Origin of the sequence: Phyllobacterium phragmitis, from assembly GCF_002980495.1 — a bacterium.
Taxonomy (GTDB): domain Bacteria; phylum Pseudomonadota; class Alphaproteobacteria; order Rhizobiales; family Rhizobiaceae; genus Paramesorhizobium; species Paramesorhizobium phragmitis.
The window spans coordinates 288,284-312,134 of record NZ_PVBR01000001.1 but is presented as its reverse complement, the minus strand read 5'-3'; the positions used below and the strand labels follow the sequence as shown (position 1 = coordinate 312,134).

Annotated in this window: 22 protein-coding genes; 15 read left to right on the top strand and 7 right to left on the bottom strand. The window is 59.4% G+C overall.

Going from position 1 to position 23,851, the window contains the following annotated elements; all coding sequences use genetic code 11:
- Positions 1 to 108 precede the first annotated feature (108 nt).
- The 4 genes from C5748_RS01460 (at position 109) to C5748_RS01445 (ending at position 4,311) form a co-directional block, all read left to right on the top strand.
- Positions 109 to 1,242, top strand: coding sequence for a porin (locus tag C5748_RS01460; RefSeq protein WP_105740133.1), 1,134 nt, complete (start codon positions 109 to 111; stop codon positions 1,240 to 1,242).
- A gap of 285 nt (positions 1,243 to 1,527) precedes the next feature.
- Complete coding sequence (locus C5748_RS01455) at positions 1,528 to 2,454, top strand: tyrosine-type recombinase/integrase (protein WP_105740132.1); 927 nt, start codon at positions 1,528 to 1,530, stop codon at positions 2,452 to 2,454.
- Positions 2,455 to 2,816: 362 nt separating this feature from the next.
- Positions 2,817 to 3,929: a pyridoxal phosphate-dependent aminotransferase gene (locus C5748_RS01450; RefSeq protein WP_105740303.1), complete on the top strand. Its 1,113-nt coding sequence runs from the start codon at positions 2,817 to 2,819 to the stop codon at positions 3,927 to 3,929.
- A 16-nt stretch (positions 3,930 to 3,945) separates the two neighbouring features.
- Positions 3,946 to 4,311, top strand: coding sequence for a DUF423 domain-containing protein (locus tag C5748_RS01445; protein ID WP_105740131.1), 366 nt, complete (start codon positions 3,946 to 3,948; stop codon positions 4,309 to 4,311).
- A gap of 166 nt (positions 4,312 to 4,477) precedes the next feature.
- Here C5748_RS01445 and C5748_RS01440 read toward each other — a convergent pair whose 3' ends face one another.
- A complete protein-coding gene (locus C5748_RS01440; protein ID WP_105740130.1) occupies positions 4,478 to 5,110 on the bottom strand; it encodes an antifreeze protein in 633 nt (210 codons plus the stop codon).
- Positions 5,111 to 5,480: 370 nt separating this feature from the next.
- Between C5748_RS01440 and C5748_RS01435 the strand changes: the two genes are divergently transcribed.
- Positions 5,481 to 6,644, top strand: coding sequence for an isovaleryl-CoA dehydrogenase (locus C5748_RS01435; RefSeq protein ID WP_105740129.1), 1,164 nt, complete (start codon positions 5,481 to 5,483; stop codon positions 6,642 to 6,644).
- A gap of 3 nt (positions 6,645 to 6,647) precedes the next feature.
- Positions 6,648 to 8,255 (top strand): carboxyl transferase domain-containing protein, encoded by a 1,608-nt coding sequence (locus tag C5748_RS01430; RefSeq protein WP_105740128.1) that lies wholly within the window; start codon positions 6,648 to 6,650, stop codon positions 8,253 to 8,255.
- A gap of 388 nt (positions 8,256 to 8,643) precedes the next feature.
- Here C5748_RS01430 and C5748_RS01420 read toward each other — a convergent pair whose 3' ends face one another.
- The 3 genes from C5748_RS01420 to C5748_RS01410 form a co-directional block, all read right to left on the bottom strand.
- A complete protein-coding gene (locus C5748_RS01420) occupies positions 8,644 to 10,281 on the bottom strand; it encodes an ORC-CDC6 family AAA ATPase (RefSeq protein ID WP_245428718.1) in 1,638 nt (545 codons plus the stop codon).
- A gap of 83 nt (positions 10,282 to 10,364) precedes the next feature.
- Entirely contained in the window at positions 10,365 to 10,955 is a 591-nt protein-coding gene (locus tag C5748_RS01415; protein WP_105740302.1) for a DUF922 domain-containing Zn-dependent protease, read from the bottom strand.
- A gap of 20 nt (positions 10,956 to 10,975) precedes the next feature.
- Positions 10,976 to 11,986: a CPBP family intramembrane glutamic endopeptidase gene (locus tag C5748_RS01410; RefSeq protein ID WP_105740125.1), complete on the bottom strand. Its 1,011-nt coding sequence runs from the start codon at positions 11,984 to 11,986 to the stop codon at positions 10,976 to 10,978.
- Between the two features lie 140 nt (positions 11,987 to 12,126).
- On the opposite strand from C5748_RS01410, the gene C5748_RS01405 reads away from it, so the two are divergent.
- From C5748_RS01405 to C5748_RS01395, 3 genes are all read left to right on the top strand, one after another.
- Complete coding sequence (locus C5748_RS01405) at positions 12,127 to 12,891, top strand: VOC family protein (RefSeq protein ID WP_105740124.1); 765 nt, start codon at positions 12,127 to 12,129, stop codon at positions 12,889 to 12,891.
- 98 nt (positions 12,892 to 12,989) lie between these two features.
- The gene (locus tag C5748_RS01400; protein WP_105740123.1) at positions 12,990 to 13,529 is read left to right on the top strand and encodes a P-loop NTPase family protein; all 540 of its coding nucleotides are present in this window, start codon (positions 12,990 to 12,992) and stop codon (positions 13,527 to 13,529) included.
- 12 nt (positions 13,530 to 13,541) lie between these two features.
- Positions 13,542 to 15,539: an acetyl-CoA carboxylase biotin carboxylase subunit gene (locus C5748_RS01395; protein ID WP_105740122.1), complete on the top strand. Its 1,998-nt coding sequence runs from the start codon at positions 13,542 to 13,544 to the stop codon at positions 15,537 to 15,539.
- 140 nt (positions 15,540 to 15,679) lie between these two features.
- On the opposite strand, the gene C5748_RS01390 is transcribed toward C5748_RS01395, so the two are convergent.
- A complete protein-coding gene (locus tag C5748_RS01390; protein WP_105740121.1) occupies positions 15,680 to 15,946 on the bottom strand; it encodes a sel1 repeat family protein in 267 nt (88 codons plus the stop codon).
- A gap of 431 nt (positions 15,947 to 16,377) precedes the next feature.
- On the opposite strand from C5748_RS01390, the gene C5748_RS01385 reads away from it, so the two are divergent.
- Complete coding sequence (locus tag C5748_RS01385) at positions 16,378 to 16,725, top strand: DUF2147 domain-containing protein (RefSeq protein WP_105740301.1); 348 nt, start codon at positions 16,378 to 16,380, stop codon at positions 16,723 to 16,725.
- A 105-nt stretch (positions 16,726 to 16,830) separates the two neighbouring features.
- Here C5748_RS01385 and C5748_RS01380 read toward each other — a convergent pair whose 3' ends face one another.
- Positions 16,831 to 17,538 carry a glutathione S-transferase family protein gene (locus tag C5748_RS01380; RefSeq protein ID WP_105740120.1) on the bottom strand — a complete coding sequence of 236 codons (708 nt, stop codon included), beginning with the start codon at positions 17,536 to 17,538 and terminating at the stop codon, positions 16,831 to 16,833.
- A gap of 189 nt (positions 17,539 to 17,727) precedes the next feature.
- Here C5748_RS01380 and C5748_RS01375 point away from each other — a divergent pair, with 189 nt between their 5' ends.
- Genes C5748_RS01375 through C5748_RS01365 form a run of 4 tightly spaced genes read left to right on the top strand, consistent with a single transcriptional unit; the run spans position 17,728 to position 20,658 of the window.
- Complete coding sequence (locus tag C5748_RS01375; protein ID WP_146119457.1) at positions 17,728 to 17,907, top strand: hypothetical protein; 180 nt, start codon at positions 17,728 to 17,730, stop codon at positions 17,905 to 17,907.
- Positions 17,904 to 18,071 carry a hypothetical protein gene (locus C5748_RS28120; RefSeq protein WP_158259795.1) on the top strand — a complete coding sequence of 56 codons (168 nt, stop codon included), beginning with the start codon at positions 17,904 to 17,906 and terminating at the stop codon, positions 18,069 to 18,071. Before C5748_RS01375 ends, C5748_RS28120 begins: the two co-directional genes overlap by 4 nt.
- Positions 18,072 to 18,105: 34 nt before the next feature.
- Positions 18,106 to 19,608, top strand: coding sequence for an AMP nucleosidase (locus tag C5748_RS01370; protein WP_105740118.1), 1,503 nt, complete (start codon positions 18,106 to 18,108; stop codon positions 19,606 to 19,608).
- Between the two features lie 42 nt (positions 19,609 to 19,650).
- Positions 19,651 to 20,658 carry an endonuclease/exonuclease/phosphatase family protein gene (locus C5748_RS01365; RefSeq protein ID WP_105740117.1) on the top strand — a complete coding sequence of 336 codons (1,008 nt, stop codon included), beginning with the start codon at positions 19,651 to 19,653 and terminating at the stop codon, positions 20,656 to 20,658.
- Positions 20,659 to 20,929: 271 nt separating this feature from the next.
- Here the strand turns inward: C5748_RS01365 and C5748_RS01360 are convergent, their stop codons facing one another.
- A complete protein-coding gene (locus C5748_RS01360) occupies positions 20,930 to 22,627 on the bottom strand; it encodes an electron transfer flavoprotein-ubiquinone oxidoreductase (protein ID WP_105740116.1) in 1,698 nt (565 codons plus the stop codon).
- Positions 22,628 to 22,935: 308 nt separating this feature from the next.
- Here C5748_RS01360 and C5748_RS01355 point away from each other — a divergent pair, with 308 nt between their 5' ends.
- Positions 22,936 to 23,826, top strand: a complete 891-nt coding sequence (locus C5748_RS01355; RefSeq protein ID WP_105740300.1) for a uracil-DNA glycosylase — start codon at positions 22,936 to 22,938, stop codon at positions 23,824 to 23,826.
- Positions 23,827 to 23,851 lie beyond the last annotated feature (25 nt).

The following is a 23,851-nucleotide window of genomic DNA, read 5'->3' as shown; positions in this document are numbered from 1 at the left end:
GAAGGAGCGCTTCGGGGCGACTTTTTCGCGTAGGGGATGGGGAGCAGGTTGTCCTTCAGCCAAATCAGAATGCCCAGACCCATTTTTAACTTTGACTGGAGGTCAGAAATGAACATCAAGAGCCTGCTTCTCGGCTCCGCTGCGGCTCTCGTCGCAGTCTCCGGCGCTCGTGCTGCCGACGCTGTCGTCTATGCCGAGCCGGAACCCGTTGAATATGTCCGCGTCTGCGATGCTTATGGCGCCGGCTATTTCTACATCCCCGGTACCGAAACCTGCCTGCGTATCTCCGGATATCTGCGCTACGACATGGGCGCCGGCGACGCGCTCGGTGCACAGGGTCTCGACCGCAAGGATTTCCGGGACAACGGTGACATCAATTACAATGACACCTGGCGCAAGCGCCTGCGCTTCACGCTGCGCACGCACACCGCTTCGGAAACCGAACTCGGCACGCTGCGCACCTACACCGAGACCCGCTTCCAGTGGGACACGAACAATGACAACGCTCGTTTCGAAGACGCTGACGGAAATGGTTTCGGTTACGGCGCATTCGCTTCGAACGACGACGTCACGCTGAACTTCGCCTATATCGAACTGGGCGGCCTGCGCATCGGTAAGGACGAAACCGCGTTCCGTACCTTCCTCGGCTACGCCGGCAACGTCATCAACGATGACGTGATCGAGCCGAACGGCTACGACACCACGCTCATCAGCTACACCTTCACCGGCGGCAACGGCATCTCTGCCATTGTCTCGCTCGAACAGGGTGCAGGAGAGTACACCATCGACAGCTACACGCCGCATATCGTCGGCGGTCTGAAGTGGGCTCAGGGCTGGGGTTCGATCGGCGCCGTCGCCGGTTACGACTCCAACTATGAAGAGTGGGCCGCCAAGGTTCGCGCTGACGTTAACATCACCGATGCCTTCTCCATCTTCGTGATGGGTGCTTGGCAGTCGGATGGCGATTACGCTCACTTCCGCGACAACTTCTACGCTTCGTGGGGTGGTGACTGGGCCGGCTGGGTTGGCGCAAGCTACAAGCTGACCGACAAGGCAACCTTCAACGCGCAGGTTTCCTTCGACGATGCTGAACAGCTCGCCGTTGCAGCCAACGTTGCTTACCAGCTCGTTCCCGGCTTCACGATCACCCCGGAAGTCCTGTACTACAAGGCTTCGGAAGATCTGTCCGGCACTGACGACGATGTCTGGGGCGGCATGATCCGCTTCCAGCGCTCGTTCTAATCGGATGACGCTTTAAGACCATAGAACGCCAGCGGGTAACACCGCTGGCGTTTTTCGTTTTGGAACTGTGTTCACGCATGCGTGGGCGAATGACTGACAGAACTGGTGGGGACCAGACGAAAGGGATCGATACTCAGGAGAGTTGGGGAAATCATCAGCTTGTGAGGGGCAAGTCCATTTGCAACAGCCAATGGGTATGTCGATGCAAAAGATTAGCGACCTTATCTTGTATTTCTTCAATTGTTTCACTAATGCTTTCCGCCGGGCAGAACGGCTGGGGGGATAATGAGTATCTTGGAAGACAGAGCCGCTGAAAGCGGCGAGATGTATACGCCGATCATCGGTTACAATCTGCAGTATACATCGTCTCAATGCACGACCCACAGGCTTGTCAACCAGCATTCGCTCGCCGAATTGACCGGGCGGTATATCAGCATTCTCTGGGATGACGGCTCACACAAATACAATGTGCGGTCGTTTCTCGGCGAAATTGACGAGATACTGAAGGGGGAGCGTTTCAGCGGCTTCAGCCAGGAAATGCTCGATCGGATCATCGGTACGCTTCGTGAACGCGGCAACAGCAATGCAACCATCAATAGAAAGATGGCGGCGCTGAGCAAACTGCTGCGGAAGGCGTACAAGATGGGGGATATCTTCAGCCTGCCGGAATTCATCCGGCAAAAAGAGCGGGCGGGGCGAATCCGCTTCCTCGAACATGACGAGGAAAAGCGTCTTTTCGCGGCGATCAAGAGCCGCTGCGAGGAAAGCTATCGTCTTTCGGTGTTTCTCGTCGATACCGGATGCCGGCTCGGCGAAGCGATCGGCCTCACCTGGAACGATATCCAGGACCACCGCGTCACCTTCTGGCTGACCAAATCCAACCGCAGCCGTACCGTGCCGCTGACGAAGCGCGCGCGCAAGGCCGTCGACATGCCGCATATCGGGCTAAAGGGTCCGTTCTCCATGCTCAACCAGGTCCGCTATCGCGCGATCTGGAACGATTCGAAGATCGATGTGGGACTCAGTGCCGATGATCAGGTGGTGCCGCATATTCTGCGCCATACCTGCGCCTCGCGCCTGGTGCGCGGCGGGATCGACATCAGGCGCGTCCAGATGTGGCTCGGCCACCAGACATTGCAGATGACTATGCGCTACGCGCATCTGGCGACGAACGATCTCGATTCATGTGTGAAGGTTCTGGAGATCCGGTAGGTTCTGTTGAGGTTGAGGGCATTAACGCGAGGGTGGTTCGCAGTTTGGTGGAATCACTTGGCCGGCCGGACGAGGTGCGCTTCGTCGCACCCCCCTCTGGCCTGCCGGCCATCTCCCCCACAAGGGTGGAGATTGGCTGTCATCCTCGTTGGCAACCAATCGGCAGCACTGCAGAATAAGCTCCGTCATCGATGAAAGCTAATCTCCCTCCTTGTGGGGGAGATGGCCGGCAGGCCAGAGGGGGGTGTGACGAAGCGCAGTTTCCACCACAAATGCATCTCAACCTCAACTATGGTCATTCCAGCCCGATCTGTGATAGCGAGATGCGCGTCACCTTTGCCGAATTCCGGATCATCCATTCCATGACCGCTCCGCATTTTACGCCTCTCGTCGACAGCCTCCCCTCCACTGTCCCTTTCGTCGGCCCCGAAACGCTGGAACGCAATCGCGGCCGGCCATTCGTCGCACGGCTTGGGGCCAATGAGAGCGGTTTCGGCCCCGCCCCCTCGGTCATCGCCGCGATGCGGGATGCGGCGGGCGATGTCTGGAAATATGGCGACCCGGAGAATCACGATCTCAAGCAGGCGCTCGCCGCCCATCTCGGCGTTTCGCCGCGTAATGTGGCCGTCGGCGCCGGTGTCGATTGCCTGCTGGGGCTCATCGTCCGGCAATATATCAATCCCGGAGATGCGGTGGTCAATTCCCTCGGCGGCTATCCGACCTTCAATTATCATGTCGCCGGTTTCGGCGGACGGCTCGTCACCGTCCCCTATCGCGATGACAGGGGTGATCTCGGCCCCCTGCTCGATGCGGTCAGGCGCGAAAAAGCACCGCTGGTCTATCTCGCCAACCCTGACAATCCGATGGGGACATGGCTGGACGCTGGCGAGATCCAGTCCTTCATCGACGCCCTGCCCGAAACCACGATGTTCATCCTCGACGAGGCCTATGGCGAAACCGCGCCGGATAGCGCCATTCCGCCGCTCGATACGGGGCGCCCGAACGTGTTGAGGATGCGAACCTTTTCAAAAGCTTACGGCCTTGCCGGCATGCGCTGCGGCTATGCCATCGGCGCGCCTGAACAGATTGCCGCGTTCGACAAGATACGCGACCATTTCGGGGTCAGCCGCATGACGCAGGCGGCAGCACTCGCCGCGCTGGCCGATCAGGCCTATCTCCGCCAAGTTGTCGGCGAGATCGGCGCCGCACGTCAGCGCATCGAAGAAATCGCGGCGGCGAACGGGCTTCAGGCCATCCCTTCCGCCACCAATTTCGTCGCTATCGATTGCGGGCGCGACGGCGCTTTTGCGCGACGGATTCTCGATGAGCTGATCGAGCGCGACATCTTCGTGCGCAAGCCGGCAGCGCCGGTCCTCGACCGCTGTATCCGCATCAGCGTCGGCCCTCGCTCCGAGCTCGATCTCTTCGAGGAAAGACTGCCGCTTGCCCTTGCGGCAGCCGATAAAACATCCTGAACGAGGATCAAGAAATATGCGCCTGGAACCCTATCGTCCTTTCGCCCTCGCCGGGGGCTTGAGCGGTGCGGCGGCGCTTGCCGCCTATGCGGCTTCCGCCCATGGCGGCAGCGCCAATCTCGGCACGGTCGCGCCGATCCTGCTTGCCCATGCACCGGCCCTGCTGGTGCTGGCAGTGCTTGCGCCCGGCAGGATGGCGGCGTGGATCGGCGGGTGGACCACGCTCGCCGGCCTCATCCTTTTCGCGGGCGATCTGGTGATGCGAGACATCGCCGGCACGAGGCTCTTCCCCTATGCCGCGCCGCTCGGCGGAACGCTGCTCATCACGGGATGGCTCGTTATTGCCTTGATTGGTGTTCTGAGGCCGAAGGCCTCTTCGTAGACGCTTGGAACGATCCCCAATTTGATGGAATCGTCTGGCCTTACACCAGTTAAGATCTGGAAGTGAACCGCCTCAAAAGAAAAACGGGTCACGAGCGCCCCGTTTTCTCTTCCATAGCCGACGCCCTGATGCGGCACGTCGCTTTACTGGATTTTGCCTATCGAACTTACGACGTGCCCTTCAGCCGCGCATTGCAAAGGCTGTAATAGCCGCCGCCCTTCTGGATCCATTTCAGACCGCCAAGCGCGTTGTTGGCCTTGTTTGCATGATATTGCTGGAGGCAGGTATGCATACGTGCCCTGCCCGCCGACTCGTTCGAGAATTGCGGGGAAACGACCGTTGGGAAGGCTACGCCTTGCGGGGCCTTCATGGTCGATGCAGGTGGTTCCTTGCTGCCATCGGTGCTCAAAGCCACCGGATCGGCGCCCGGGCCGCACTCGGCCTTGCGGAAGCCATTCCAATTCAGGCCATTCAGCGCGCCGGCTGCTTTCGCGGCCTCATATTTCGCGCCGCACTCCATCATGCCCAATGCCTTACCGGAAGCGGCAGCAGCCGGGGCTGCGGCAGTTTTAGCCGCCGGAGCGGTCGCTGGCGCAGCGGCGGCGTCGTCCGATCCGCACTCGCTCTTGCGAAAATCATTCCACTTCTTGCCGCCCAGCGACCCTGATTCCTTGGCGGCCTGATATTTGACACTGCATTCCTTCATCGACAGCGCGTTGGCCGGTGATGAAATGGTCAGGGCGGCCGCTCCAATAATGACGACTGCACCGGCTAGACTTGCGATGGATCGAATAAGCATCCCGTTTCTCCTTCTCGAGGTGCTGCGACAGTGCACCGGGCCCTTTTTCCTGTCAATTACTGCGTGCATTCAAGGTAAAATTTCACTTCACACTTCAAAATCGCGGATATATCGCAGATTGACTTGCGCCTTGACTTGGCGGAGCACAGTCAAGCGGGCGACATGCGAGGCTTGGACGGGCTGAACGAAGAGCGGCTTCGTTCCATTGTTCGGAGACGATGCAAGAGGAGCATTCGAGGTATAAGGAGCGCCCACAGGAGACATGGAAGCCCGATTTCAGGCTGATCGAAATCAGGCTGGTTCCGTGGTAAAGCGAACAGCGAGGAAACCACTCGCTCTTTCGCCTTCAGCCGATCACAGGGAGGAAAACATGTATGCGTCGGGCCTGAGATTCGGTCTGCCTGAGGAAATCGAAGCGTTGCGCGATCAGGTGCAGCGTTTTGCCCGCGAGCGGATTGCGCCGCTTGCCGCCGAGACGGACCGGACCAATGCGTTCCCGATGCAGCTTTGGCGGGAGTTCGGTGAACTGGGGCTGCTCGGCATGACCGCCGACCCTGATTATGGCGGCTCCGGCTTCACCTATCTTGCCCATGTGGTTGCGATGGAGGAGATTTCGCGCGCATCGGCTTCCATCGGCCTTTCCTACGGTGCGCATTCCAATCTCTGCGTCAACCAGATCAATCGCTGGGGCAACGAAGCGCAGAAGGCGAAATATCTGCCTGATCTGTGCTCCGGCGCGCATGTCGGCGCGCTCGCCATGTCGGAACCAGGCGCCGGCTCCGACGTGGTGTCGATGAAGCTGCGCGCCGAGCGGCGAGGCAATCACTACCTCCTCACCGGCAACAAGATGTGGATCACCAACGGGCCGGATGCCGAGACGCTGGTCGTCTATGCCAAAACCGATCCCGCTGCCAAGACGCGCGGCATTACGGCTTTCCTCATTGAAAAGGGCATGAAGGGCTTCACCACCGCGCAGAAGCTCGACAAGCTCGGCATGCGCGGCTCCAATACCTGCGAACTGGTTTTTCAGGATTGCGCGGTGCCTGTGGAAAATGTGCTGGGCGGTGAAGGCGAAGGCGTCAGGATCCTGATGTCCGGCCTCGATTACGAACGCGTGGTGCTGGCAGGCGGGCCGCTCGGCATCATGGCCGCCTGCCTCGACGCCGTGGTGCCCTATATCCATGAGCGCAAGCAGTTCGGCCAGGCGATCGGCGAATTCCAGCTGATGCAGGCCAAGCTTGCCGACATCTATACGACGTTCAACGCCTGCCGCGCCTATGTCTACGCCGTGGCGGCGGCCTGCGACCGGAGCGAGACGACGCGCAAGGACGCTGCCGGCTGCATTCTCTATGCGGCGGAAAAGGCGACCTGGTGTGCGCTCGAAGCGATCCAGGCGCTGGGCGGCAATGGCTATATCAATGATTATCCGACAGGGCGCCTGCTGCGCGATGCCAAGCTCTATGAGATCGGCGCCGGCACCAGCGAGATCCGGCGCATGCTGATCGGACGCGAAATCTTTGCGGAGAGCGCATAGGAAATGACAAGACTGACATCGCAGATCTCCCCCTCCTCCGAGATATTCACCGCCAATGCGGCAGCCATGCGCGCGCTGGTCGAGGACATACGCACCAAGGCGGCGGAGGTCGAACAAGGCGGCCCGGACGAAGCACGCGCGCGGCACGTCTCGCGCGGCAAGCTCCTGCCCCGCGAACGGCTGGTGCGGCTTCTCGACCCCGGCTCGCCCTTTCTCGAAATCGGCCAGTTCGCCGCCTTCGGCATGTATGGCGATAATATCGCCTCCGCCGGACTGATCGCCGGGATCGGTTGCGTCGAGGGGCGCGAGGTGATGATCATCGTCAACGATGCGACGGTGAAGGGCGGCACCTATTATCCCCTGACGGTGAAGAAGCATCTGCGCGCGCAGGAGATCGCGGTGCAGAACCATCTGCCCTGCATCTATCTGGTCGATAGCGGCGGCGCGAACCTGCCCAACCAGGACGAGGTGTTCCCCGACCGCGAACATTTCGGCCGCATCTTCTACAATCAAGCCAATATGAGCGCCGCCGGCATTGCGCAGATCGCCGTAGTGATGGGCTCGTGCACGGCGGGCGGCGCCTATGTGCCGGCGATGTCCGACGAGACGATCATGGTACGTGGCCAGGCGACGATCTTCCTCGGTGGTCCGCCGCTGGTCAAGGCGGCGACGGGCGAAGACGTGACGGCGGAGGAGCTGGGCGGCGCGGAACTGCATACGCGCCTATCAGGCGTGGCGGATCATTATGCGCTGGACGACGAGCATGCGCTGATGCTCGCCCGGCGCATCGTCAGGAACCTCAATCGCAAGAAGCAGATAGGGCTCGAGCTTCGCAAGCCCGCGCCGCCGCTTTATGCACCGGAAGAGCTTTACGGCATCGTGCCGACGGATCTGCGCCAGCCCTATGACGTGCGCGAGCTTCTGGCGCGCGTGGTGGACGGTTCCGAGTTCGACGAGTTCAAGAAGAATTACGGCACGACACTGGTGACCGGCTTTGCCCATCTGCACGGCATGCCCGTCGGCATCATCGCCAATAATGGCGTGCTCTTCTCCGAAAGCGCGCTGAAAGGCACGCATTTCATCGAACTGTGCTGCCAGCGCGGCATTCCGCTGGTCTTCCTGCAGAATATCACCGGCTTCATGGTGGGTCGCGCCTATGAGGCGGGCGGCATCGCCAAGGACGGCGCCAAGCTGGTGACGGCGGTGGCGACCGCCCGGGTGCCGAAAGTGACGATGATCGTCGGTGGCTCGTTCGGCGCCGGCAATTACGGCATGTGCGGCCGCGCCTTCTCGCCGCGCTTCCTCTGGATGTGGCCGAACGCGCGCATCTCGGTCATGGGCGGCGAACAGGCCGCGACCGTGCTCTCCATGGTCAAGCGCGAAGGGATCGAGCGGCGCGGCGACCAATGGTCCGCCGCCGAGGAAGTCGAATTCCGCAGCCCCATCCTCGAAAAATACGAACGCGAGGGCCACCCGCTTTATTCGTCGGCCAGACTCTGGGACGACGGCATCATCGACCCGGCGAAAACGCGAGATGTGCTGGGGTTGAGCCTGAGCGCGGCGCTGAATGCGCCGGTGGAGGAGACGAAGTTTGGGGTGTTTAGGATGTGAGGCGTCTCGTTTCGTCGGAAGCGAAGCACACCCCCTCTGGCCTGCCGGCCATCTCCCCCTCAAGGGGGAGATTGGATGTGATCACTGCAGGCAGCCAATCACCAACGTTGCAGGATGAAGAACCGTCATTCCGCATAGCTAATCTCCCCCCTGAGGGGGAGATGGCCGGCAGGCCAGAAGGGGGTGAAGACGACTGAGCGCCTTTGCTGCGGCATCACGAAAATCGAAGCCGAGGCCATCGTCTCTGAACCGGAATGCGATGCCGGAGACGGCATCTTTTTTGGATTCGATAAGGCGACGACGCAGGGGTATGAGAGGGAGTAAACAACGATAGCGGCCCGCATTGCAAATCAATATGCCCGTTAGGAGCGCCGTCAAAAAGCTGCACCTAACCCTCTACCAGCTCAAATTTTGCTAGATCATCGAGATCTAGTATCGCGCGCCTAATGGAACGATAGTCATCTGCAGGAACCTCAACAAACGTTCCGTCGTCAGCCTCAAAAAGCCCCAATGTTGCTTTTTGCGTATTTATCAATTCGACATAACATCCATAGTCAATCTTAAATACATCGTATCTTATTCCCGGAGTATCGTGAGATGATATATTTTTCTTCAGTAGGTGTATTATCCTAGAGTCAAATAATCTATCAACAAACTCATTTCTGATATTTGCCGGAACCAAGAATGCCCTAGCACGTCTTTCACCGATAACCCTATTTATGATATGATCTAAAACATAAGCCAGCTCAACGTTTGCTTTCACAGCCGATGCTTTATCGTTCTGATACCAGTCACGCGCAGCAACTCTAATGTCTGCAACGCTTGCAGTCCGGCCAAAAGCTTTTGCTGCTATTTTCGAAGCGAGATTAAGAGCGTCCCGAGGCACTCCTTCAGAGGCGCGAACCAATTCTTCAAACGCCGTCACCTGGGTAAAAACAAACTGGATAAGCTGGTCCGCATCACGCAAACCATGCCCACCTTCTGACGCCTCCAAGTGACGGAACAGTAAGTTCTTATAAAAAGATACGGATCGCGCCTGATCGTTGTCAAAAACTAAAAAATCATCCAAATTTAGATCGGCTGAAATGTCTGCCCCCAATTCTAGTCCAATATACTCTCCATTGGGGCGAGATATATGAAAATTGGATCTATGCTCAATAGCCCCAATTTTAATTATAAAATGATTTATAGGCAAAATCGTTCGTCTTAAAAGATCAGCCAAATAAGGTTGCAGCGATATTGGTATTTCACTCCACTCATCAATCAGAATCCATATCCTTGGTTTACCCAAAACATCAATTAATCCTCGCAGACTATTTTGAATTCGACCGAAATGCACAGAGTAAACTTCACGTCCAACAGCGGTTTTTTCTACCTCTGCGCTAGAACTAGACTTCCTTTTGCCCGATACATTCGCGCCAAATTTTGGCCCGTTTTGGGAGAGCGAAGCATCTATTGATGCTCCTGCCGAGCTGTGCGAGTTTTCTACTGCCGCCTGTTTCGTAGTAATCTCCCCAAGAATTTTAACTTCCGAGAAGGCTGCGTCCAAATCATCCAACCGGCTCGATATTTGCTCAGAATTTCCTCCTTTATCCAAAAAATTTATAGCGATGGCCCAAAGCTCCGAACCAATTGCCCTTAAGACATCTAGGATGAGCCTTACACTTCGTTCTGACTCAGTCCTGGATAAATCATTGTATATAGCACCGTCCGATCCGATCGACCGAAGATCAATATAAATCGGAAAATCTCCCTTCTTTTTTACCTCCTCTGAGAGGTAAATCAGAGCATGCGTCTTTCCAGTCCCTCTACGTCCATATATAATTTGATTATTACTCGTCATCAATATTTCTGAAAGAGGCTCTGTATCTACATATGTACTATACAATATATCAGACGATACTTTTTCAGCCCTCTTGGAGAACCCAATGAAAGCTTTCTGAACAATTTTTAATGCCTCAGCCTCGACCATAACCGAATGCCCCTTTGAATAGCCTGCGCGGTGGGCGTCACCTGAACGCAGCATTTCAATCACCGGACATTTACATACGACGGGCCTTATCGACAAGGAACCCGCAAGTTCGCTTCGGGCAACTAACGTTGCACCCCTCACCCATTCACCAGCCCCAAAATCAGCCGATGCACATTCCCGCCGTCGCTCATCTCGACCTTGTCAAACTCGCGGCTTTTGCGGCGCTGTTCGTTGGAGAGCGCGGCGAGGCGGGTGGTGAGTTCCTGCCTGATCTTTTTGCAGCCGGGATCATCCGCCACCGTCAGGCCGATGGAGGTGGCCTCGATCTTCTTCACCATGTCGAGGATCATTTCGCCATGCACCCGCTCATGCGCGGTGATGCCTTTGATGAATTTATCCCAGAGCCTTTGCGTTTCGGGCGGCAGCGGGCCTGAGGGTTTCGGCAGCTTGTAGATGATGATGAGGTGCGGGCGCGCGGAGGCAAGCCGGCATCCGCCGCCCTCGGGCACGTATTTGCGCGACCATTTCAGGTCGAAGGTGGTGTAGGCGATGGTGCGGCCGAGGCTGACCTTGGGGCCGTGCTCACCGATCGATCGATAGAGATCGATGCCGGTCCTGCCGTTGACGGCATAGGTATCGATCCGCTCGACGGGCTTCCATTGTGCCTGCGCCGTTGGTGTAAAGCCAAGGCACAATCCCATTCCCAAAACATATGAAACGCGCTTCATGAGATGCATGATGAGGGGTTTCAGGCCAGCCGCGGATAGGTGAACAACAGCACATGCACAAGGTTCAGCAGAAAATGCACGCTCATCGCCACTTCGATTCGTCCGGTTTTCATATAGGCCGTACCATAGAACAGGCCTGCAAGGGTTGCCAGTGCCACATAGCTCCAGCCGCCTTCCAAATGATATAGCCCGAACAGCCCGGCACTTATCGCCAGCGCGATATAGGGCGACCACCCAAATCGCGCAAAAGCCCTGGAGAAACTGCCTTGCACCATCCCGCGAAACAGAACTTCCTCCGCAAACGTGACGAACAGAAAGTTGTTGAGGGCCCATAGCCATAGGACAGGCATGACCTTCGGTTCAAACGCGATATATCCGGCAACCATCGAGATCGGAATGATGACAAGGAGGCACGCGCCGAGAACCAGCGCGCCAATTCCGGTAGCCCGCGCCCTGCCCACCGGCGGCTTTATCGATATAGGACTGCCGGCCCAGAAGAGCCTTCCGCAAGAGGCCAGAACAAAGGCCGAGAACACCTTGTCGTAATTAAGATACATGGTGAAGGGCGCGGAGACCGGGGAAACTCTGATGTGGTCCAGAATTTTCACGTTCGCAAAACCCGGAACGATATGTCCCGCAAAGGCCACGGTCGCCAGAAGGACCAGTACGCCCGAAAACACCAGGGCATAGGGGAAAGTCGAAGATGTGAAATTCTTCCACAAGCTGAAATGCCAGATACACAAAGCCGAAAACACAGCCAATGCGGCGGCACCCGTCCATGAAAGGATGCCGGCAAGGAGAGCGGCTATCAATGATACGATAGCGGCCGCAAGCGGGATGTTTTTCGCCCGGAAAAGCATCGCGACAATGGCTATGGCGAGAAGCAAATATGCAATAGCCGACAGAGGATTTGACCAAAGAGCGGACATCATAAACCTTAAAAAGGCAAAAGTTTTCAGCGGAAAATAAGCACGATCCAGCTCTTTATTCAATCGCACCGACATTCCCTGGATCGCATTGTCAATTGGCATTTTCTTGCCATCTTGTCAGGGAGGGTTCTGCCTGTTTCTGTCAGGAGAGATGATGCGTAGACATTCTCAGTGTAATATTGCCGTGTAAGGAATGTGGGTGCACAACGTCGATCAATCCAAGGACTTAGGGAGAGCGTGAAATGCCCAAGCAATCGAAATTCATCTGGTATGAGCTGATGACATCGGACCTCGCGGGGGCCGAGGCCTTCTACAAGGAGGTGATCGGCTGGAATACCGAACGCTGGCCGGGGGAGATGCCCTATGTGATCGTCAAATCGGGCGAGACCGGCGTCGCCGGGCTGATGACGCTCCCCGACGAGGCGAAGGCCATGGGCCAGCCGCCGATGTGGCTTGCCTATATCCATGCGGAAGATGTCGATGCCGCAACGGAAAGCCTGCGCAAGGCGGGCGGACGGGTTTACCGCGAGCCGGCTGATATTCCCGAAGTCGGCCGCTTCTCCGTCGTCGCCGATCCGCAGGGCGCGATGTTCATGCTGATGACGCCCAGCATGGAAGGCCAGCCGCCGCTGCCCGAGGGCACGCCCGGAACGGTCGGCTGGAACGAACTCTGTGCCGGAGACGGGCCAAGCGCGTTCGATTTCTATTCCAGCCAGTTCGGCTGGACCAAGGATCAGGCCATGGATATGGGCCCGATGGGCGTCTATCAGCTTTTCGCGATCGACGGAAAGATGTGCGGCGCGGTGATGACCAAGCCGGAGAACGTGCCCGCGCCCCTGTGGCAGTTCTATTTCAACGTGGACGGGCTCGATGCAGCGTTGGCGCGGGTGAAGGAGCACAAGGGCAAGGTGGTCATGGAGCCGATCGAAGTGCCCGGCGGCTCCTGGGTTGCCGGCTGCATGGACCCGCAGGGCGCGCTGTTCTCGCTCGTCTCGATGACGCGGTGAGAACGTGGGAATAGAGGAGTAGGGGAATATGTTTTGCTATCAAATCTACTCCCCTACTCACTTATTCCCCGACTCCCTTCCGAGCAAAACGAGGTTGCATGAAACGCGTGATGATCATCGGCGGCGCGGGCTCTGGCAAATCCACGCTGGCGCGGCAGATCGGAGACAAGACCGGGCTGCCGGTCATCCATATCGATCCGATGTTCTGGAAAGCCGGCTGGGTGCAGCGGCGACCCGAGGAAACGACCGCGCTCGCGCTCAAGGCCACGGAAAGCGAGGAATGGGTCTTCGAGGGGAACCATAGCGCGACGATGGATGCGCGGCTTGCCCGCGCCGATACGCTGATCTTCCTCGATATCGGCACGGTGCGCCGCCTCTGGCGGATTGCCCTTAGAACATTGTGCCATTACGGGCGCACGCGCCCCGATATGGCCGAGGGATGCCCGGAACGCTTCGATTGGGATTTCATCAAATGGGTTGCCGGATACAGGCGGGGCGGCAGGGTCAAGGCGCTCCGGCTTATCCGGTCGGCCCCACCGCATGTCCGGATGTTGCATCTGCACGATCCAGCTGAGGTGCGGACTTTCCTTGCAAATATTCCAACTGGCCGTCCTGTCGGACAGCCGGAAGAGACTTAAGGAGCAGCCTACATGTTCTCCAGAATCCTCATCGCCAATCGCGGCGAGATCGCCGTCCGCATCATCCGCACGGCGCGGCGGCTGGGGATCGGCACCGTCGCCGTCTATTCGGATGCGGATGCCGGCGCGCTTCATGTGGAGCTCGCCGACGAGGCCGTGCATATCGGCCCGCCGCCTGCCGCCGAGAGCTATCTGAAAGCCTCGCGCATCATCAAGGCGGCGAAGACGGCGGGCGCCGAGGCGATCCATCCCGGCTATGGCTTTCTCTCGGAGAACCCGGATTTCGTCGAGGCGGTGGAACGTGCGGGCCTGGTCTTCATCGGCCCGTCGGCGGCCTCGATCCGCGCCATGGGGCTGAAGGACGCCGCCAAGCGGCTGATGGAAAAGGCCGGCGTGCCGGTCGTCCCCGGCTATCATGGCGAGGCGCAGGATCTGGTGGTGCTCGCCACCAAGGCGCGCGAGATCGGCTATCCCGTGCTGATCAAGGCGCGGGCCGGCGGCGGCGGCAAGGGCATGCGCCGCGTCGATCACCCCGATGATTTCGCCGAGGCGCTGGCCGGCGCGCGGCGCGAGGCTAAGAGCGCCTTCGGCGACGACCATGTGCTGGTGGAGAAATATATCGCCCGCCCCCGACATATCGAGGTGCAGGTCTTCGGCGACGCGCATGGCAATGCGGTGCATCTGTTCGAGCGCGATTGCTCGCTGCAGCGCCGGCACCAGAAGGTGATCGAGGAAGCCCCTGCCCCCGATATGAGCAACGCCATGCGCGCGGCGATGACGCAAGCCGCGGTGAAGGCGGCGAAGGCGATTTCCTATCGTGGCGCGGGCACGGTGGAGTTCATCGCCGATGTCTCGAACGGGCTGAAGCCCGATGCCTTCTGGTTCATGGAAATGAACACGCGGCTGCAGGTCGAGCATCCGGTGACGGAGATGGTCACGGGCCTCGATCTGGTTGAATGGCAATTGCGCGTGGCGGCGGGAGAGCCGTTGCCGCTGAAACAGGCGGACATCGCGCTTTCCGGCCATGCCTTCGAGGCGCGGCTTTATGCGGAGGATCCGACGCGGGGGTTCCTGCCCGCCATCGGCACGCTGACGCATTTGCGCTTTGCCGAAACGGCGGGAGGCGATGCGACGCTGCGCATCGATGCCGGCGTGCGCCAGGGCGACGCGATCGTGCCGTTCTATGATCCGATGATCGCCAAGATCATCGTCCACGGCAAGGATCGGAGTGCCGCGCTTTCCGCCCTCGGAAGTGCCTTGCGCGAGACGGAGATCGCGGGGTCGGTGACCAATGCTGCGTTCCTTGCCCGGTTGACGGAGCATGAAGGCTTCGCGGCGGGCGATGTCGATACCGGCCTGATCGAAAGGGATATCGATGCGCTCACCGCGCCTGTTGAAATATCGCTGGGAGCAAACAAACTAGCGGCGCTCATCGCGAGCGGGCTCATCGACCGCTCCCCTTCGGACGATCCGTGGAGCGCTATTGTCGGCTACAGCCATTTCAACGCCCTCGCCTATCCGGTCAATATTGGCGGCGTAGAGGATGTGGAGCGCTTTGCCATCGCCATCAACGGGCCTGAGCGGTTCACTTTGTCGGCGAACGGCCAATCGGTGGCGGTGCGGCTGCGGCGCGAAGGGCGCGGCTTTCTCCTGACGGGTCCCGGCCTTTTCCTGCGCGCCACGGCGGCACGAACAGTGGACGGCGTGACCATCTTTGCCGATGGCGCATCGCATCATTTTGCGTTGCCGGATCCGCTCGAAAAGGCCGAAACCGAGGCGCTGCCGGGCGAAAGACTGACCGCGCCGATGCCCGGTTCAGTCAAGCAGGTGCGGGTGTCGGCCAGGGACATGGTGAAGAAGGGGCAACCGCTCCTCATTCTGGAAGCCATGAAGATGGAGCACGCCATCGCCGCGCCGCATGACGGGACGATCGAGGAGATCGTCGCGGAGGGCGAACAGGTGCGCGAGGGCATGACGCTGGTGCGTTTCGCCGAAGACGCGACTGGTTGAGAGCTATCGATAAAGCAGAAAAGGCCGCGCCGATGTTATGTCACCGGTCGCGGCCTTTGCGAAAACCCTGTTATTTTCCGCCAATTCTGTCTTTATCCGCGGTTTTCGTCCGTTTTTCGGAATAACCACGTTCTTTTGTTTCAGTGCGTCGTCATCCAATCGCGGGCGGCGCGCAATGCACTGGCCAATTCCGTCTTGCTCATGCCGGCGGCAAGCTCTCCGCGCAGTGTTGCGGCGCGTTCGCTGCCCTTGATCGCAGCGATGTTGAACCATTTATGGGCAGCGACGACATCGACGTCGCAGTCGCGTCCGGCGGCGTACATCATGCCCATTTCGAAGAGGATATCGGCCTGTGCGGATGCGCCCATGGTGCCGAGTTCTGCGCTATGCAATTCAAATCGTGCCATTGCTCAAGTCCTTGTCCCTGTCCCGAGAACATCCCGTTTTCGTTGGCTTTTTTGTCGCCGCCGGGTGTTCTTCCGATGCTTTCGAGATTGCCAGAGAGGCTTGAAACGGCCGTTAAGCTGCATGATTAATGCGGACCAAACGAAATCCGAACGGGAGGTAAACTTCGGATTCCGTTAAACATGGGGATCCCGGTTCTGCGGGGTTTTATGGAAAATTCGCATAAAATTGTCTCTGTCGAAATCAACCCAATGCTAACCAAGGATTCGGTTGGCATCGCAGCCTGATGTTGATTGCTCCTGGGAAAATCTTCGCAACCGGCCGCGTATGACTTCCTTTCGCACGGTATTTCATTTACTTTTACGTTTGCGTAAGGGAGGCTGCGAGCAGAAGGAGAAGCTGCCGGGCCGGCCCCATGATCGGGAGGAACCAGATGATCCGCAAAATACTGTTTGCAGCCGCCGCATTGACGCTCGCCGCAGGACCCGCATTTGCCGAGGAGCCGATCGTCGGCTCCTGGAAGCGCTCCAACGGCACCATCATCAAATATGAAGCCTGTGGCTCCGCTACCTATTGCGGGACGGTGATGACGGGCGAATACAAGGGCAAGTCCATCGGCTCGATGGCCGGCACCGGCGGCGCATATAAGGGCAAGGTCAACAAGCTCGATGAAGGCAAGACCTATTCGGGCAAGGCCAACGTCAAGGGAAATACGCTGTCGCTTGCAGGATGCGTCATGGGCGGCCTGATCTGCAAGAGCGAGAGCCTGGCGCGGCAGTAGTAAGGCGAGAGACATTCAGGCGGGTTGTGCGCCATCGTACCCCCCTCTGGCCTGCCGGCCAGAGGGGGGTATTCATAGGGTGCTTTCATTTAAATATGAAAGGCTCTACCGCGCCTTCTGCCCAAATAGCACCTTCTGGGCTTCCTTGTCGTTGGCCAGGTTGGATTTTTCGCGCTCTTCCTTGCCAAGCTCCATGCCGCGCTTGACGGCGGGACGCGCGGTCATCGTCTCGAACCAGCGCTTCAGGTTCGGGAAATCCTCAAGCTTCTGGTCGTAGTTCTTATAGGCGCTGACCCAGCCGACGCAGGCGATATCGGCGATGGAATAATCATCGGCCAGATAATCGCGGCCTTCCAGGCGCCGGTCCATCACGCCATAGAGGCGGTTGACCTCGTTGGTGTAACGCTCGATGCCATAGGGCACCTTCTCCGGCGCATAGAGGCGGAAATGGCCTGCCTGCCCGGACATCGGGCCAAGCCCGCCCATCTGCCACATCAACCATTCCTCGACCGCGACACGCTTGCGCTCGTCGGCGGGATAGAACTTGCCGAATTTGCGGCCGAGATATTGCAGGATGGCGCCGGACTCGAAGACCGAGATCGGCTCGCCGCCCGGTCCTTCCGGATCGATGATGGCAGGCATGCGATTGTTCGGCGCGATCTTCAGGAATGATGGCTCGAACTGCTCGCCCTTGCCGATATTGACGTATTTGATCTCGTAGGGAACGCCCAGTTCCTCCAGCATGATGCTGATTTTCCAGCCATTGGGCGTCGGCCAATAATAGAGCTCGATCGGCTTTGTCTGCGTCGTCATGAGAATCTCCTGAAGATGAGGCGGCGGATACAATGGACCTAACAAATATAAGCAGCGCCCTGGATAGCAAGAGCAGAATGCCCCCGTTTACCTCACGTCAATGTGTTTGAACGGCGGATGAACGCCGCTCTCAGCATGTATTCAGCCGGCACCGGGTATCTGTTGGATCATCCAAACGAGGATTGTCCGATGCTTTTGCGCCGCTTCACCATTTTCAGCCTTTTTCTCATGGGGCTAGCCATCCTCACGGCCGGCATCATCCATGAAGTTCGCAAGGCCAACGCGCTGAAGCCGATCATCGAGGTTTCATCCGTCATGCCGGTGCAGCCGAGCACGACAGCCGGCAGTCAAGCAAGGCCAGGCCAATGATCGCCAACATGCTCACCGCCGCTGCCATCCTGTTTCGCATGGCTTTGTTCACAGCCGTCATCATCGGCCCGATCGGCGTTTTCACCGCCGTCCAGGCGGTCAAGGCGCCCGGCGTCAACGGCGCCGGCCTGGTGCTCTTTGTCAGCCTGCAACGTGTCGGATAGCTTTTCTGACACGAACTCTTCCTTATAATGGGCCATGGAAAATCGAATCGGCAATCTGCATCATTCAGGCATACACACGCCGCCCCATCAGGAGCCCGAGCAATTCACCGATGCCCGCGCGGCGGTCAATGCCCTGCGCGCGCTCTACGACCGCAATACCGCCTTCCTGCGCGATGCGTTCGACAAGGTGGCTCGGCAGGAGATCGAGGCGGAACGCTTCCGTGCTTATTATCCCGAACTGCGCCTCTCGACATCGAGCTTCGCCCATGTCGATTCCCGCCTTGCCTTCGGCCATGTCTCGGCCCCGGGCGACTATTCGACGACGATCACCCGCCCCGATCTGTTCGACAATTATCTGCATGAGCAGATCAAGCTCCTGATCCGCAATCATGGCGTCCCGGTCACGGTGCGGGAATCGCTGGTTCCCATCCCCATCCATTTCGCCTTCCTCGAGGGAACCTATATCGAAGCCTCGGTGGCGGAGGCCTTTTCCAGGCCCATGCGCGATCTCTTCGATGTGCCTGATCTGACGGCGACCGACGACCGCATCGTCAATGGCGATTACGAACTGGCGCCGGGCGAAGTCATGCCGCTTTCGCCGTTTACCGGCCAGCGCGTCGACTATTCGCTGCACCGGCTTTCGCATTACACGGCGACAAGCCCGGCGCATTTCCAGAATTTCGTTCTTTTCACCAATTACCAGTTCTATATCGACGAGTTCTGCGCCTATGCGCGCGAATTGATGGCGCAGGGCGGCGGCGGATACGAGAAATTCATCGAGCCGGGCAATCTCGTCACCCTTGCCGGGGACGATGCGCCATCCGTCGGCGTTGCGCTGCAACGCTTGCCGCAGATGCCCGCCTATCATCTGGTGCGCCACGACCAATCGGGCATCACCATGGTCAATATCGGCGTCGGCCCTTCCAATGCCAAGACGATCACCGACCATATCGCGGTTTTGCGGCCGCATGCCTGGCTGATGCTCGGCCATTGCGCCGGCCTGCGCAACAGCCAGGCGCTGGGCGATTATGTGCTGGCGCACGCCTATGTGCGCGAGGATCATGTGCTCGATGACGATCTGCCGATCTGGGTACCGGTGCCGGCACTTGCCGAAGTGCAGGTGGCGCTGGAAGAGGCGGTGGAGGAAATCACCGGCCTCGAAGGCTATGATCTGAAGCGGATCATGCGCACCGGCACGGTCGCCACCATCGACAACCGCAATTGGGAATTGCGCGACCAGCGCGGCCCGGTGCAGCGCCTGTCGCAATCGCGCGCCGTGGCGCTCGACATGGAATCGGCCACCATCGCCGCCAACGGGTTCCGCTTCCGCGTTCCCTATGGCACGCTGCTCTGCGTTTCCGACAAACCGCTGCACGGGGAGCTGAAATTGCCGGGGATGGCGACGGAGTTCTACAAACGCCAGGTGGCGCAGCATTTGCGCATCGGCGTCCGCGCGCTGGAGAAGCTGAGAGCCATGCCGCCGGAGCGGCTGCATTCGCGCAAGCTCAGAAGCTTCTTCGAGACGGCGTTCCAGTAGGCCTGTCATGATCGGGCCGCAATCACACTCTTATTGCGCGATATGACCGATAAGAAGAAACCCTCCCCTTTCACATGGCTGCTTCTCGCGGCAGCGCTCCTGCTTTCCGTGCCGCTGGTATTGGGCTTTCTCGGCGGCCTGCATCCGGCCTTCGATTCCTTCGCGCATTTCCGCGCCCATATTGCGGTGCTGATGGGCATAGCGGCCCTGCCGCTGCTTTTCACCGCCATGTGGCGCGAAGCGGCAATGATCCTGCTTCTCGCCGTGACAGCCTTTGCGACGACGCTCGGCGTGACGCAGGGGTTCCTGTCGGGTGCTACGAGTGCCCGGGCGGCAAGCGACGAGCCGCGCTACAGCCTCCTGCAACTCAATTTGCGTTACGACAATCCTGATTCGGCGGAGGTCCTGCGGCTGATAGCGCGCGAAAAGCCCGACATCATCACCTTGCAGGAAGTCTCGGTGGAATGGGAGCCCAGGCTGAAACTGCTGGAGGCGAGCTATCCCTATCGCCAGCATTGCAGGAAGGGTCCCTTCGCATGGGGCGTGGACATCTTCTCGCGCCGCCCGTTTGCCGAAGGCAGCCAGTCGGGATGCGTCGGCGACGGAATCATGGCATTCGCGCGCTTCGATCTCGGCGGCGCGCCGGTTTCCGTTGTCGCACTGCACCTGTCATGGCCCTGGCCGTTCAAACAGCCGAAGCAGATAAGTCTCTTGCTGCCACATCTGGCGCGGCTGGGCGAGCCGATGCTGATCGCGGGCGATTTCAACGCCGCGCCATGGAGCAACGCCGTGCGCCAGATCGAGGCGGCCTCCGGAACGCACCATGTCTCGGGGATCGGACCGACCTGGCTTCATTGGGCATTACCCACAGGTCTCACGCGCCATATCGGCCTGCCTCTCGACCAGGTGCTTGCAAGCAGCGGCATCGATATCGCCGGGGTTACCACGCTTGGTCCCGTCGGCTCCGACCATCTGCCGGTCAGGCTGGACTTTTTCGTGCCGCAGCCGGCGCGGGAAAAGGTTGACGGGACGCAGACCGTCATGAATTGAGGGGTGGGGCGAGAGCGTTTGCCATTCCTTCCTTCTCCCCTTGTGGGAGAAGGTGCCTGAACGAAGTGAAGGCGGATGAGGGGTGGCGAGCAAGCCGCCTCGATGGCGGCGCGGCGAGTGGATATGCGCGGCATCGACCCCTCATCCGACCTCGCTTACGCTCGGCCACCTTCTCCCACAAGGGGAGAAGGGAGAGAGGTGGTGGTGCCGCATCTCGGTAAAGCGAACCAGCAAGGGAGGCTATAACACCATAAGCGTTAGCCCTTGCAGCCTACATATCGACGTAAACCGGCCCCTCGCCGCCTTGTGGCGGGACCCAGTTGATGTTCTGGTTGGGGTCCTTGATATCGCAGGTCTTGCAGTGGACGCAGTTCTGCCCGTTGATGACAAAGACATCCTTGCCATCCTGCTTCACCCACTCATAGACGCCGGCCGGGCAATAGCGCTGCGACGGGCCGGCATAGACATCGAGCTCCGACGTCCTTTGAAGTTCCATATCGCGGACCTGAAGATGGACCGGCTGGTCCTCTTCATGGTTGGTGTTGGAGAGGAAGACCGAGGACAGACGATCGAAGGTCAGGACGCCATCGGGCTTGGGATAATCGATCTTTTGCGCCTCGGCCGCCGGTTCCAATGTCTTGTAATCGGGCTTGCCGTGCTTCAGCGTGCCGAAGGGCGACCATCCGCCGGTCAGTGTGTTGATCCACATGTCGAGGCCGCCGAGCGAGACACCGAGAATGGTGCCGAGCTTCGACCAGAGCGGCTTGACGTTGCGCACCCTCTTCAAATCGGTGCCGATCTCGCTGCCGCGCCATGCGTCCTCATAGGCCGAAACCTCGTCATGGGCGCGGCCGGCGGCGATCGCCTCGGCGACATGCTCGGCCGCCAGCATTCCCGACAGCATCGCATTGTGGCTACCCTTGATGCGGGGCACGTTGACGAAGCCCGCCGAGCAGCCAAGCAGCGCGCCGCCCGGAAAGGAGAGTTTCGGCACTGATTGCCAGCCGCCTTCGGTAATGGCGCGCGCGCCGTAGGAAAGCCGCTTGCCGCCCTCGAACGTGCCGCGGATCGCCGGATGCGTCTTGAAGCGCTGGAATTCCTCGAAGGGCGAGAGATAAGGGTTCTTGTAGTTCAGATGGACGACGAAGCCGACGGCCACGAGATTGTCCTCGAGATGATAGAGGAACGAACCGCCGCCCGTCTTCATGTCGAGCGGCCAGCCGAAGGAGTGCTGCACCAGCCCGGCCTTGTGCTTCGCGGGATCGACCTGCCAGAGCTCCTTCAGCCCGATGCCGAATTTCGCCGGCTCCTTGCCCTCGTCGAGCTTGAATTTGGCGATCAACTGCTTGGCGAGCGAACCGCGCACGCCTTCGCCGATCAGCACATATTTGCCCAGCAGCGCCATGCCGCGCGTGTAGGCGGGGCCGGGTTCGCCGTTCTTCTCCACGCCCATGTCGCCGGTGGCGACGCCGACCACCGCGCCCTTGTCGTCATAGAGCACTTCGGTTGCGGCAAAGCCCGGATAGATTTCGACGCCGAGCGCTTCGGCTTTCGTTGCAAGCCAGCGGCAGACATTGCCGAGCGAGACGATGTAATTGCCGTGATTGTTCATCAAGGGCGGCATGAGGAAATTCGGCAGGCGCACCGATCCGGCGGGGCCCAGCACCAGGAAATGATCGTCCTTGACGGGCGTCTTGAACGGATGGTCGCTGTCCTCGCGCCAATCGGGAATGAGCCTGTCTATCCCGATCGGATCGATAACGGCGCCGGAAAGGATGTGCGCGCCGACTTCGCCGCCCTTCTCCAGGACCACGACCGAAAGATCCGGATTGATCTGCTTGAGACGGATCGCCGCCGACAGCCCCGCAGGTCCGGCTCCGACGATGACCACGTCGAATTCCATGCTCTCGCGCTCTGGGCTTTCGCTCTCTGGGCTCTCGCGTTCCGGAAGCTCGTTCGCCTCGCTCATTTATTCCTCCGTGACGGCCTGTTCCCGCAACCGTCTTTCGTGACAGCGTTAGCCTATCCTGTTACAGAGTTGGGCATCGGGTCATATGCGGCCAATTGTCCGGGTCAATACGACATCGGTCCATTTGATATTTTACCTTGACGTAAACGTCAACATTGAGGCGGATTTTCGGTCCTGCACTGCCCGGCTCTCGCCCCGCCCCTTGCATTGTACGGCGCAATTTGCCACCTCACTCTCATTAGCCCCATGATCTTACCTGGAAGTCTGCAACTTTTCGGGATCATGCTCTAATGGAGATGTCGTTCGCCATGGGAAAGCAGCAGAAACCGATGGATGTGGAAGGGCTGATCCGCTTTTATGCGGAGGCGGGCGTGGATAGCCCTGTATCCGATGATACGATCGACCGTTTTGTCGAAGCTGCAAGGCCGAAAGCGGCTTCCCAGGCAGGCCCGGATAGCGGACAGCAGCAGGCGGCGCACCAGCCAGCCGCATCAGACAATTCCTCCGTGTCGCCTTCGCCCGCGCCTGCCCAGGCTTCCCGACCTACAGCCCCTGCCCCCGCCACGCCGCGATCGGTTGTGCCCGACGAGGCGCAGGTGGCGATTGCCCGCGAAGCCGCCAGCACGGCCGCCTCCCTCGAAGAGCTGCGGGAACGCCTTTCGGCTTTCGACGGCTGCAATCTGAAATTCACGGCCAAGAACATGTGCTTTTCCGATGGCGATCCCTCGTCCGACATCATGTTCATCGGCGAAGCGCCGGGGCGAGACGAGGATATGGAGGGCCTCCCCTTCGTCGGGCGTTCCGGCCAGCTTTTGAACCGGATGCTTACCGCAATCGGGCTGGAGCGGCCGAACGTCTACATCGCCAATACCATCCCCTGGCGTCCGCCCGGCAACCGGACGCCGACGCCGCTCGAAACGGAGCTCTGCCGTCCGTTCATCGAACGCCAGATCGAGCTTGCCGATCCGAAAGTTCTGGTGACGCTCGGCGGCCCGGCCGCCAAGGCGCTGACCGGCGCCGAGGCCGGCATTTTGCGGCTGCGCGGCAATTGGAAGACGCATACGACGCCATCGGGCAAGGTGATCCCGGTGATGCCGACGCTGCATCCGGCCTACCTGCTCCGGAGCCCGGCGCAAAAGCGTTTCGCCTGGCGGGATTTTCTTGCGGTAAAGATGAAACTCAGGGAATTCGGGCAATAAATCGGGGTATTCGGCACGAGTTGCC